The sequence below is a fragment of the Levilactobacillus andaensis genome (assembly GCF_016861695.1).
Taxonomy (GTDB): Bacteria; Bacillota; Bacilli; order Lactobacillales; family Lactobacillaceae; genus Levilactobacillus; species Levilactobacillus andaensis.
The window spans coordinates 1-11,231 of record NZ_BOLP01000030.1; the positions used below are offsets into that span (position 1 = coordinate 1).

General features: G+C 41.8%; 12 protein-coding genes and 3 pseudogenes. 8 read left to right on the top strand and 7 right to left on the bottom strand.

The genetic code is table 11. The features are described 5' to 3' along the window. Positions 1–102: pseudogene (locus JUF10_RS13850) on the top strand (IS30 family transposase); the annotation flags it as partial. A 12-nt stretch (positions 103–114) separates the two neighbouring features. Here the strand turns inward: JUF10_RS13850 and JUF10_RS13855 are convergent. Then, positions 115–204, bottom strand: a pseudogene (locus JUF10_RS13855) (cation transporter); the annotation flags it as partial. 128 nt (positions 205–332) lie between these two features. Continuing rightward, on the bottom strand, positions 333–524 hold the full coding sequence (locus JUF10_RS13860) for a hypothetical protein (protein WP_101512242.1): 192 nt from the start codon (positions 522–524) through the stop codon (positions 333–335). Between the two features lie 126 nt (positions 525–650). Here JUF10_RS13860 and JUF10_RS13865 point away from each other — a divergent pair, with 126 nt between their 5' ends. Both JUF10_RS13865 and JUF10_RS13870 read left to right on the top strand, forming a co-directional pair. Beyond that, the gene (locus JUF10_RS13865) at positions 651–2,180 is read left to right on the top strand and encodes a multicopper oxidase family protein (RefSeq protein WP_076639171.1); all 1,530 of its coding nucleotides are present in this window, start codon (positions 651–653) and stop codon (positions 2,178–2,180) included. 39 nt (positions 2,181–2,219) lie between these two features. Continuing rightward, positions 2,220–3,593 (top strand): MFS transporter, encoded by a 1,374-nt coding sequence (locus JUF10_RS13870; protein WP_104368221.1) that lies wholly within the window; start codon positions 2,220–2,222, stop codon positions 3,591–3,593. Positions 3,594–3,746: 153 nt separating this feature from the next. Here the strand turns inward: JUF10_RS13870 and JUF10_RS13875 are convergent, their stop codons facing one another. The 3 genes from JUF10_RS13875 to JUF10_RS13885 form a co-directional block, all read right to left on the bottom strand. Then, positions 3,747–4,112 carry a hypothetical protein gene (locus tag JUF10_RS13875; RefSeq protein ID WP_003580900.1) on the bottom strand — a complete coding sequence of 122 codons (366 nt, stop codon included), beginning with the start codon at positions 4,110–4,112 and terminating at the stop codon, positions 3,747–3,749. A gap of 354 nt (positions 4,113–4,466) precedes the next feature. Further along, positions 4,467–4,817, bottom strand: coding sequence for a DUF5388 domain-containing protein (locus tag JUF10_RS13880; RefSeq protein WP_011222016.1), 351 nt, complete (start codon positions 4,815–4,817; stop codon positions 4,467–4,469). Position 4,818: 1 nt separating this feature from the next. After that, the gene (locus JUF10_RS13885) at positions 4,819–5,619 is read right to left on the bottom strand and encodes a ParA family protein (protein WP_015639692.1); all 801 of its coding nucleotides are present in this window, start codon (positions 5,617–5,619) and stop codon (positions 4,819–4,821) included. Between the two features lie 865 nt (positions 5,620–6,484). Here JUF10_RS13885 and JUF10_RS13890 point away from each other — a divergent pair. From JUF10_RS13890 to JUF10_RS13905, 4 genes and pseudogenes are all read left to right on the top strand, one after another. Beyond that, on the top strand, positions 6,485–6,763 hold the full coding sequence (locus JUF10_RS13890) for a BRCT domain-containing protein (protein ID WP_024855821.1): 279 nt from the start codon (positions 6,485–6,487) through the stop codon (positions 6,761–6,763). 270 nt (positions 6,764–7,033) lie between these two features. Continuing rightward, a pseudogene (locus JUF10_RS13895) lies at positions 7,034–7,372 on the top strand (replication initiator protein A); the annotation flags it as partial. Between the two features lie 259 nt (positions 7,373–7,631). Further along, the gene (locus JUF10_RS13900) at positions 7,632–7,913 is read left to right on the top strand and encodes a type II toxin-antitoxin system RelB/DinJ family antitoxin (RefSeq protein ID WP_003646131.1); all 282 of its coding nucleotides are present in this window, start codon (positions 7,632–7,634) and stop codon (positions 7,911–7,913) included. Continuing rightward, positions 7,903–8,409 carry a hypothetical protein gene (locus JUF10_RS13905; protein WP_203643381.1) on the top strand — a complete coding sequence of 169 codons (507 nt, stop codon included), beginning with the start codon at positions 7,903–7,905 and terminating at the stop codon, positions 8,407–8,409. The genes JUF10_RS13900 and JUF10_RS13905 overlap by 11 nt, the downstream gene beginning before the upstream one ends. Here the strand turns inward: JUF10_RS13905 and JUF10_RS13910 are convergent. Together JUF10_RS13910 and JUF10_RS13915 are read right to left on the bottom strand one after the other, a co-directional pair. Next, positions 8,399–8,677, bottom strand: a complete 279-nt coding sequence (locus JUF10_RS13910) for a hypothetical protein (protein WP_003603789.1) — start codon at positions 8,675–8,677, stop codon at positions 8,399–8,401. The two genes, JUF10_RS13905 and JUF10_RS13910, sit on opposite strands and share 11 nt — an antisense overlap. A 22-nt stretch (positions 8,678–8,699) precedes the next feature. Next, positions 8,700–8,909, bottom strand: a complete 210-nt coding sequence (locus tag JUF10_RS13915; RefSeq protein ID WP_203643384.1) for a hypothetical protein — start codon at positions 8,907–8,909, stop codon at positions 8,700–8,702. 271 nt (positions 8,910–9,180) lie between these two features. Between JUF10_RS13915 and mobQ the strand changes: the two genes are divergently transcribed. After that, the coding region (gene mobQ / locus JUF10_RS13920) for a MobQ family relaxase (protein ID WP_203643387.1) at positions 9,181–11,231 on the top strand (2,051 nt) is incomplete at its 3' end.

The following is an 11,231-nucleotide window of genomic DNA, read 5'->3' on the forward strand; positions in this document are numbered from 1 at the left end:
ACGACGACGTTACTCCAAATTAACCAGCGACCGCTTAAAATACTCGACTGGCAAACACCGTATCAGGTTATGCTGACCAATTTGTCCAAAAATTCGGATTAAATTTGCAATCTACCACTCAAATGCCATCCATGCCGTTGAAAAATATTCAACCCGTAAGGCTGACGTCATGGTTTGTTTCTGCGTCATTGACAGTTGCTGCATTAAACGACCCTCTTTCATGTGACTGTTCATCTAAGTACAGACACATGATATATTCAACATATGTATATATCAACATATAACGCCGATCAATGACTCCATGAAAGGTCTTGCAGCAACTTTTTAACAAACTAGTGCTGGTGGGCGTGTTGTTGACTTGACTGGGGCCGATAAGCGGCAACTAACCCTGTCACAGCGTCCAAAGTCATAATCAGACCCATTAACCACATCGCTGCCATATTGTGCATGGTACCAATTAGAATCAGCAGCACCACATTTAACGCCAGCATGAGCCAGCCCATTATTTTCGACATTTGTTGCATGAAAATCCTCCTCAAGTGTATGGATAAGACCTATACCATTTTTCGATACTACTTTAGGTTAATTCTAAATTATGTTTATGGCAACCCTAAAAAGTGTTAAAATTCTTGTCAGAGGGGGAAATCACGATGAAAACTTATACGGACTATTTCTTTGATGAGCCAGCGTTTGATCTCCACGATGGCGGGTACGTGCCGCTTGAGGTCAGTGATGCGCCTGAGAAGCCCTTAAATGTGCCGCCGTTGTTGAAACCGGATAAAGAGACGGCGACCGACGTTTATTACACGGTGACAGCAGAGGCTGGGGAAACGCAACTGTTACCTGGGGCGAAGACCAAGACGTGGGGCTATAATACCAGTCTGTTAGGTCAGACGATTGTGTATCGCCGTGGTCAGCATACGCATGTGACACTGAAAAACACCCTGCCTGAGTTGACCACTTTTCATTGGCATGGGGCTAATGTCAGTGGCCCTTATGTTGATGGCGGATGCCATGCGCCGGTTTATCCGGGTGAAAGTAAGCATATCGACTTCACATTGGAACAACCGGCGACGACTTTGTGGCTGCACGCGCATCCGTGCCCATCCACAGCCGAGCAGGTTTGGCATGGTTTGGCTGCCATGGTGATTGTCAAAGACGACCATGAAGCCAGCCTGCCATTGCCAAGGAACTATGGCGTTGACGATATTCCGGTCATTTTGCAAGACCGGCGTTTTCATGAGAACAACCAGTGGGACTACCGGGCTGATTATGATCCTGACGGTGTTGCTGGGCCAACTGCAATGATTAACGGTACAATCAATCCCTATTTTGATGTCACCACGCAAAAGGTCCGGTTGCGTTTTCTGGATGGTGCTAATCGCCGTGAATGGCGGTTGCATTTTTCCGATGACCTGCCATTTACGCAAATTGGCGGGGATGGCTCACTGTTACCGGAGCCGGTCAAATTTACCCATTTGATGCTGACTTGTGCTGAGCGTGCCGAAGTGATTGTTGATTTTGGCCAATACCATGAAGGCGACGAGGTCACCTTATATACGGATGATGTGCCATTGCTAAAGTTCCGCATTCATGCTTTCAAACCGGATCAGACTACCTTGCCTGATAAGTTGTTCGATGTGAAGGCACCAGTGGTTGACCCGGCTTTGCCAGTTCGCCACGTTGTGATGCAGGGGATGGACGAAGGTGTTGCGATTGATGGTAAAAAGTTTGCCATGCAGCGGATTGATGCCACGCAACCAATTGGCAAAGCCCAGTACTGGGATGTTACCAATAGCAATGATGCGCCTGGAATGGTTCATCCATTCCATGTGCATGGAACCCAATTCTTAGTCTTGTCGCGGAATGGGCATGCGCCGTATCCAAATGAACATGGTTTCAAAGATACAATTGGCGTGAATCCTGGTGAAACGGTTCGGCTGCTGGTTCGCTTTGATTTGCCAGGGGTTTATATGTATCACTGCCATATCATTGAGCACGAAGATGGCGGCATGATGGCACAGATTGAAACATTCGATCCAGCCAAGCCAAAGCAAGAATATAAATTGATGGATATGGATACGTTAATGATGGCCTTGGCTAAAGAACGTGGCGTCAAACCATCTGAGATTTGGATGGGCGGTATGCAGTCTTATGAAAAAATGGGAATGAAAATGTAAACGTCCCACAATACTAATATAGAAAAAGATGATTTTAATATGCACTCTCCAACGATCAAACATCGCGGGGCTTTTGTCGCCACGTTACTGACAGGTACCTTTTCGATGTCAATTTCTCAGTCTTCTTTAAGCACCGCTTATCCTGCTTTTATGAAGGCTTTTGGTTTAGGAGCGGATACAGTTGCTTGGCTGACAACCGGCTTTATGTTGGTGATGACCTTGATGATTCCGGTTAGCCCATGGCTGTTGCATAATGTTACTTTCCAACGGCTTTTCCAAGCGATTGAACTCATTTTTGCCATTGGGACAGGCTTATGTATCTGGGCACCGAGTTTTACCGTGCTCATGATTGGCCGGTTGTTTGAAGCGATTGCGGTCGGGATTATTTTCCCGAGTTTCCAGACCGTGTTGCTGACGATTACGCCGCATAGTGAGCGTGGTCGGGTGATGGGCACGGCGGGATTGGTCATGGGCTCAGCCTTGGCAGTCGGTCCGATTATTTCCGGTGTTTTGCTGACATGGTTCCCTTGGCAGGCTTTATTCTTGTTCTTCTTGGTCGTTTCGCTGCTTGTGCTGGCCGTTTCAACGGTGACCATTGCGTCTGTCATGCCATTGCAACCGACGCAACTGGACTGGGTGTCCTTCCTTTTATCCGCAAGTTTTCCAATTCTACTTTATGCCTTGGGTGCTTTGTCGAAAAAAGGCTTAACTGTTGGCGTGGTTGGTTTGTTGATTTTAGGCGTTCTGGCAGCTGGTATTTTCGTTGTTCGGCAATTGAATCGCCAACCACCAATGTTGCAAATGCGAGTTTTTGCCACTGGTATGTTTACTAAAGCGGTGTTTCTGACCGGAATTTCATACGTCGGTTTGATTGTCACCACTATCCTGATGCCGCTTTACTTTCAAACGCTACTTGGTTTGTCACCGTTGATTTCTGGCTTGTCCTTAGTGCCAGCTGCGGTGTTGCTGAGTATTTTGAATCCAATTAGCGGGCGCCTACTGGATCGCTTTGGACCGCGTGTTGTGGCCATGATTGGCATGTTGTTGATTACTGGCGGCTTTGGTCTGTTAGCAGTCTTTGCCCATCATTTACCGCTGATTGGGGCAATTATGTTGGCGATGGCGACTGAAGCCGGCAATGCCTTTGTGATGATGCCTTCAGTGACGGCTGGCGCGAATGCTTTGCCGAATGAGCTCGTGGCAGACGGCACTGCGGTTACGACGACGGCTCGTCAGTTATTTGGTTCTGCCGGTGTCATGTTCGCCACAGTGTTGTTGGATGGCATGCAAACCACGCTGCGAAGTCATGCTGGCGGTTTTGCTGTTACCTTCGCTGTGTTTGCTGGCGTGGGCCTGATTGGCTTGCTGTTGGCGTTGACGTTACCAAAGGAAGTCGCGAAGAAAGCGGTATAGCTGCGAATTCGTGCTTTGCATCTACAAAAATGACCGCCTACCAAAAAGTAGACGGTCATTTTTGTTGCAACTAAGCATGCTTGACTGGGTACTTAGCCGCAAATGATCAGGAGAGAAGCATCGCGACTAGGAAAGGAGGGCAACACGGTTGCTTTAGTCAACAAAGACCAGTTCGATAGTTTCATCTTCCGGTTTGATGTTGACAGATAAATGACGATTAAGGTCGGCCACCAGTTTGCGTGCGAAGGCCATCTTCTCGTCGAATTCGGTCATGTGCGAAGTAAACGGGACGCTTTGGTAATTAAAGTTTTCGCCGATATAGCCCGGATCAGTCACGTAGCGCAAGTTGTTTTCGTCGTGGCGACTGCCCGGTTTCAGGACGGTATCCAAATACTGATAGAGAATCGTTGGATCGTAGTTCAGCGGCTTATCAAGGGTCGTGGAAAGCTTGTAGCCGGTTGCTTGACCAGCGAATTGTTCGTTGATTTGGACTTGGGTAAGGCTTTGATACAATTTCAAAACGATCACTCCTCTTCTTTTCACTTTTAGTATAGCAGTTATGGTAGATTGTAAAATTAATCCGAACAGCGTTCGGATTAATTTTACAATCTACCACACAACCAAAAAGCCATTCATCTCATCACGAGGTGGGTGGCTTTTTTGAGTAAGTTAAGTGACAGCATTGATTGATTGTTATATGATTGTGTATGTCCTAAATGGACACAAGCAACGCTCCTAAGCAAAGCCTGTATGTACTGATTTCAGAAAAGCCCTCTATTCCGCATAATAGAGGACTTTTTTGTGTGCATTCTGCTTAATTTAAACGGACAAGTATACATCTAAAAGGTGAACGTGTCGTCTGAGAGCACGTGATTATTTACTTTTTACTTTGTTAGCATCGCCGGTTTCCAAAGTCTGTATTTGAGTCGTAAGCGTATTTTGTTCAGACTCAGTTAACGATTCAAAAAAAGTTTTTTGTAATTGGGCTAATCCGTTTTGTTGAGTTGAGCTATACCCTAAAATTACCATAGCTTTCATAAAGTTTTTTAGATGATTGTCAATTCTGAGCGTAGTATCAAAAGTAACACCATCTATTTGTTTAGACTTCGTTTTGTTTGATTCGTTTAGAGAAGATATGGAAATTTCTTTTTGGGGCTGGGGCGCCGATTTTCTAGGAATTATTTTACTTTTATTTGAGTTAGGATTGTGTAAAAGTTCCACCATGCTAGTCCGCCCTTTCAATAATTTCTTGTGCCACAGAATCGTATAATCTAATTATTTTTTTATCGAACTGATCTTTTAGAAATACACCTCTGATTGAATATCTTTTGATTCTTTCCATATTACGAATTAGGGTTTTTAACATGTTTTCTTTCCCAAATTCTTCTTCTGCTACTTCTAATGTGCTGTGATCAACAGGCGCCCCATTCTTTAATAGCACAGGAAGTATACCGAGTAAATTCAAACTAGGTGCTTCGTATTCATCGATTACCTGTTCCTGTATATATTTTAGAAACGATTCGGCACCCTGAAGACTGTGCTCTTGAGTTTGAAGGATAATCAGAACCCAATCTGAAGCGTATAAGGCGCTATCAGAAATTAAGGAAATAGTCGGTGGCAAATCAAATACCACAAAATCATATTTTTCTTTTAGTGAAGCAAGTAGCTTGCTAAAATATGTAACTCTATCTTTATAATTATTTTTAAACTTTTTTTCCATAATCCGTGGGTACAATGAAAAATCTGCGCTTGATGGAATAAAGTCAATGTTTTTATCCAAAGTAACCAACGATCTTGATAAGTCCTCTTCTTGGATTGATGCAAGCAAGGTTTGATTAAATTTAATATCATCGTGGCCTAAATTAGCCGCGGTTTTAAAGTAAATATCTGTAGCGTTTGCTTGAGGATCGAAATCAATTAATAGCGTTTTTTTACCAGCACGAGCTAGTGCCAGGCATGCAAGCGTGGCATTTGTTGTTTTACCGGTGCCACCTTTAAAATTTCCAAAAGTAATTACTTCACCCATTATACTGACCTCCAATTAAGTATCCTAATATACAAGGATACTTGGATACAAGGATGATAACATACAAAGATACAAAGATACAAGGATACAAGGATACATTTCTTCTCAAAAGCCGTTAAATTAAGATTGACTGCAAGTATCCTAATATACTTAGATACAAGGATACAAGGATACTTAGATACAAGGATATGAATATACAAGGATACAAGGATACAAGGATACATAAAAAGAAATGTTGATTTATCACCAAACAACGAGTAATATTGGTTACATAAAATAGAACATAAAAAAACACCCACCAACGGGAATCGGTGAGCGCCACAAAAAAGTCATCATTGTTTAATGACTATTATATCATGGCCGGTGCGATTTTTAAAGCCCTAGGGGACAAGCTGGGGTCTAAATCCAAGGGGACACGTTTGCCAGTGCGACTTCAATAAGTCTGGCTATACCACAGCAAGGTCATCTGTACGGCTGGGTGGTGAATGGTGAGCGCGACCATTAACGGCGCGGGTGGTAAAACGAAGCTTCGGCTTGGTGCCACTGATTAGTTGGTGATCGAACAAACATAAATACGTATTACCAACGCCTGCTAGGGCGTTTTTTAGTAGGCTAAACCGAAAACGTAGGTTTATAATGAGTGGTGGTAGCAATACCGCAATTGTACAGACAAGCGACGGGCGTTAACGACCGACGAACTAGGGGGAAACCTTAGCGTAGAATTGTACTCTGGTTCAGTTATTCCAAATAACTGTTTCCAGGGAACAATTCTGCGCTCAAAACGTCACTCCCTCTAAACTGAATGGAAAACCATAACCCGTCAAGTCAAAACCAACATTAGAATCAAGAAAGTTGATGATTTAAAATGCTTGATTTAAGAGATTGTGAGATTGCTTTTACCGGACGCCTAACTACCATGAATCGGGATCAAGCTTTTAGTTTGGCGAAAGTCTTTGGGGCGAAACCACAAAATTGGGTTACGAAACAGACAGATTATTTAGTGGTTGGGTTAATTGAGACGGCTTTAGGTGAGGAGCCCATCACAAAAAAGTTATTGACGGGAACACCAACGATTTCAGAACGGGATTTTTTGGACTGGTGTCAGGCACGATTGGCGCAATGGTCTAGGAGTTTAGGCGGTTAAATTCACAAAGTGAGCTTAATGATTTTTTGGGGATTTTTCATCTAGACCACTCCTCTCCCGTCAAATTTCACAAAGGCCAAATAATGGATCGTTGTTTTATCAGGGAGTGGGGGGGTTACTTGGGATAAGCCGCCTTATGTGAAGTAGAAATTGGTATACTAAAAAAGGCTCCCGGTTTAACACTGGAGGCCTTTTTTCTAGGTTACATATTTTGAGGATGAATGTTTTTATCTTCGTAGCTTTTACTTGGGTGCTGTAACATGATGAATACTGCTTAGTTTTTGGTGCCGTACCCCGCAACAGATGCGTCGCTTCGTTGGTATTATCTTAAATGCTAAGTACCGAGTTGAGAAGGATCATAAAGATATTGGCGTCATAATCCCACTGGACGACGAAGAACTTAAATTTTTAATGACTAAAGCCTTGAGACGTTACTTTAACGCCCTAAGAAGCAATGAGAAGCACATCAAGAACGTGGAAAACTACCTGGGCACCATGCAAAATCTATTTGGTGTTTGGTGGAATAAAAAAGTGGCTAGAGAATACGCGGCCAAACACCCCGAAGAAGAAAAGTCGGCCGACAACGATAACAGTGGGTTGTACTACTAGTCCTAAAAGGCTACAAAATCCTTTCTAAACAGTTTTAAGACTTACTAACCTCTTTATACTTAAGTTAGATTTAAATGGCTTAAACAGAAGAATAGGGGCTTTTAAATGAGCGCCAGAGCTAACCAGGCTAACCAGCTCAAAAGTTCAGCCTTTAGATCAACGCCAAGCTCAAGTGATTTGAGGCCAGGGCTTTATCTATTGATAAGGTACTCAAAAGGTAGTATAATAGTAGTAGTAAAAGAAAGGAGATGAGACAATCATGGCAGTTAAGGAAAAGAAACGGGTCCAAGTCAAGATTGATAAAGATTTGGCTGATGATACCGAAGCAGTTTTAAGCGAATTGGGCTTAAATCCAACCACGGCCATTAACATGTTTTACAAGCGGATTGTTGCTAATGGTGCTTTACCTTTTAATGTGTCTTTAAGCGAAGAAGAAAGAGCTAATTTACGCTTTTTAAAGGCGACCGAAGGGACACCAGTCACCGAGTTCAAAGACGCTAAAGAGGTCGCTGATTGGCTCAACGATCCAGATGAGGACTAATGACTTAGTCAGTCTATACGTTAGTTTTGTAGAAACTAACGGTGGCAAGTCTCGACCAGTTTTAATTCGTCGGGTATCAGAACAGACGGTCGAGGCTTTTAAAATTACTAGTCAGTATGAAAAGAAGTCGGCTTATATCAAGCAACAATATTATCCGATTCAAGATTGGCAATCCGCTGGGTTGAAGAAACCTTCCTGGGTCGATCTTGGTAATATTTATCGCTTTCCCAAAGCCGGTTTAAACTTTAAAGAAATCGGTCATTTAAGTAAGCTAGATCAAAATAAAATTTCAGATTTTACGCTTGACCTAAAATCAAAAATAAGAGGTAAGGGTCAAAAGATAATTCAACAGCGATCAAGTAAAAGGAAGCACAAAGAAAGTAAAGCAGAGCTTACACAAGGAATTCAAAAACAGTTAAAAGACTTTGCTAAACACAATCCAGAAATTAAGCCAAAAAACAATCCTGAAAATAAAAACGATCGGCCTAGTTATTAGGTTGATCGTTTTTTAATTTATCCGGTTTATGGGCGTTAACATAGTCAGCAAATGTTTTTAAAAGTTCTTCGGTTTGTTCGACCGATAGGTTATCAGCTTGAAAGTATTTTTCGAGCAAAGCCCCTTTTTGAATTAATCGGCGAGAACGGGCTTTGCGGGCTTGCCGATTTTCATAGTATTTAGATTGTCGTAATTTAAAATCTTCCCGCTCAATTTTTTGTTTTAAACGCGCTTGCTGCTCGACTAGTTTTTCATATTGATTAGACATGGAATTTTCCTATCTCGTATGGCTAATGATCTACGGACTTTACCTTTAAAAATTCAGAAAATTTCTTGGCTAAAAGCTTAATCTGATCGTTAGACAAATTAGCATAATCTAAATTGTCTTGACTGATGATTTGTTTACCTAGCCGTTGTTCAATCTTATTTTTTTCAGCTTTAATCTTTTGATTAAGCTGTTTTAATTTAGCTTCTTGTTTTTCTAAGTTACTTTGAGTCACAATTATCCCTCCAATCATCTTAAAAATAATCACGGACACTATATCATAAGGTAAACGTTAAGTCAAAGTATAAAAGTTGAAATAGCGAAGCGGAAGGCATACACTAAGTTAAAGTTAAGAGAATCAGAAGACCGAGTGAAACGAGGTCAATGCGCACTTACACATAGAATAAATTCTATGTTGTGCTAACCCCCCAAAAAACCTGTATTAGAAGTCGCCGATGTCGACAACAGAAGAAAACCCATAGAATCAAAGTAAAGAGGTGACTTACATGGCAATTTTTCATATGAGTTTTAGTAATATTAGTGCTGGAAAAGGACGAAGTGCGATTGCCAGTGCAGCTTATCGAAGTGGTGAAAAATTATTTGATGATAAAGAAGGTCGCCGATATTTCTATGCCCGATCGGTAATTCCAGAAAGCTTTATTTTAACCCCCAAAAATGCACCAGAATGGGCCAGTTATCGAGAAAAATTATGGAATGAAGTTGAAAAGAACGATCGTAAATCAAACTCACGGTATGCGAAAGAATTTAACGTGGCTTTACCGGTAGAATTAAGTGAATCCGAACAGAAAGAATTACTGACAAAATATGTGCAAGAAAATTTTGTCGATCAAGGTATGGTAGCTGATGTAGCAATTCATCGCGATCACCCAGACAATCCGCATGCACATGTGATGTTAACCAATCGCCCATTTAACCCCGATGGTAGTTGGGGATTAAAAGCAAAGACGCAATACATTAAAGATGAAAATGGCAAGCAACTTTTAACCAAAAGCGGGTTTCCAAAACAAAGAAAAATTTGGTTGGTTGATTGGGATAAAAAGGAAAAAATTAATGAGTGGCGGCATAATTGGGCAACAAGTGTTAATCAGTTCTTAGAACAAAAAAATATTCCGGATCGGATTAGTGAAAAATCGTTTGTCGATCAAGGGATTCAAGAGACACCTACCCAACACGAAGGCATTAACAGCCAAAGAAAAAATCGAAAAGTATTTAATCAACAAGTTAGAGCGCAAAGAAACGCTCAAGCTAAATATCATAATCTTGACGAAAAGATAAGAAATCATGAACATTTTGACGCGTTAACTGACGAGCTATCGTTCTCTGAAAAACACACAATTAGTCATCTAAGTCAGCAATTGAAAGCCTATGTCGATTTAGAACATTTAGATGATAAACAGCGCATGCTGTTTAATTGGAAAAACAGCTTATTAATTAAACATGCTGTTGGTGAAGATGTAAGCAAACAACTACTGACCATTGACCAGCAAACGACATCACTAGAACAAGCTAATCAGTTGTTAAATAAAGTGGTGGAACGAGCAACGAAAAAGCTTTATCCGGAACTTGATTTTGAACAGACAACCGCCGCTGAACGACGGGAACTGATTAAAGAAACTAATAGCGAACAAACAATTTTCAAAGGTAGCGAATTAGCAGAACGGTTAGCGGATATTCGAAACGACTTACTGACCCAGCAATTATTGACGTTTACCAAGCGGCCGTATACCAGCTGGCAGTTAGTTAATCAGCAGGCCCAAACAATTGAGAAGCAATTAACCACGGTACTAGCCAAACATGGTCACCAGTTAGACGATTTGAAGCATACTGATCGGGGCATGCTAGCCGCTTATCAACCTAACGAACTCGAATTCATTTCTAAAGCGGTGAAAAATTTACGGGTCATGCGGGAAGTTAAAGCCGTAGTGCAAACTCAATACAACAGCATTCTAACGACTGCTTTTCCGGACAGTGACCTCGATAAGCTAGAGACGATTGACAAGGAGCAAATCTATACCGCTGTGGTTTACTATGACCCAGAATTAAAGCCATTAAGCGCCAATGATCTTAGTCAATTACAACAGCAGCCACCGGTAGTCTTTACTAGTCAGCAACACCAAGCTGGTTTGAATTACCTGTTAGGTAAAATTGAATTAAAAGATATTCAGAACCACCGATTACAACGGGTCTTAAAACATGATGGCACTCGGCAACTGTTTATCGGCGAATGTGGCCAAGATCCTAAGTTGGATCACAAACAAATTGAAATGGTACAAACCCGTTTGAAACAACAGGCAATGCGGTTTGATCAATATAAGCAAGCTCAAGTTAAGGACTATCAGGCCATTAGTTACCACCCAACTAGCCCGAAAAATTATCTGATGAATATTTTGGACGAAGCCTTAATGACCATTTTATATGCGAAAAATACGGACTATCTAAGAAAGCAGCAACTACGTGGGCTAAAGGAGACCGAGTGGGAAATGACGAAAAAGCAACGGCAACACCAAACTCGAAACCGGCATGAAGATGGGGGCAT

What these genes read in the sequence shown, in the direction of transcription:
- JUF10_RS13910 (WP_003603789.1), bottom strand. Translation starts at nt 8,677, where the DNA reads ATGTCTAATCAATATGAAAAACTAGTCGAGCAGCAAGCGCGTTTAAAA.
- JUF10_RS13890 (WP_024855821.1), top strand. Translation starts at nt 6,485, where the DNA reads ATGCTTGATTTAAGAGATTGTGAGATTGCTTTTACCGGACGCCTAACT.
- JUF10_RS13860 (WP_101512242.1), bottom strand. Translation starts at nt 524, where the DNA reads ATGCAACAAATGTCGAAAATAATGGGCTGGCTCATGCTGGCGTTAAAT.
- JUF10_RS13880 (WP_011222016.1), bottom strand. Translation starts at nt 4,817, where the DNA reads ATGGTGGAACTTTTACACAATCCTAACTCAAATAAAAGTAAAATAATT.
- JUF10_RS13885 (WP_015639692.1), bottom strand. Translation starts at nt 5,619, where the DNA reads ATGGGTGAAGTAATTACTTTTGGAAATTTTAAAGGTGGCACCGGTAAA.
- JUF10_RS13870 (WP_104368221.1), top strand. Translation starts at nt 2,220, where the DNA reads ATGCACTCTCCAACGATCAAACATCGCGGGGCTTTTGTCGCCACGTTA.
- JUF10_RS13900 (WP_003646131.1), top strand. Translation starts at nt 7,632, where the DNA reads ATGGCAGTTAAGGAAAAGAAACGGGTCCAAGTCAAGATTGATAAAGAT.
- JUF10_RS13905 (WP_203643381.1), top strand. Translation starts at nt 7,903, where the DNA reads ATGAGGACTAATGACTTAGTCAGTCTATACGTTAGTTTTGTAGAAACT.
- JUF10_RS13865 (WP_076639171.1), top strand. Translation starts at nt 651, where the DNA reads ATGAAAACTTATACGGACTATTTCTTTGATGAGCCAGCGTTTGATCTC.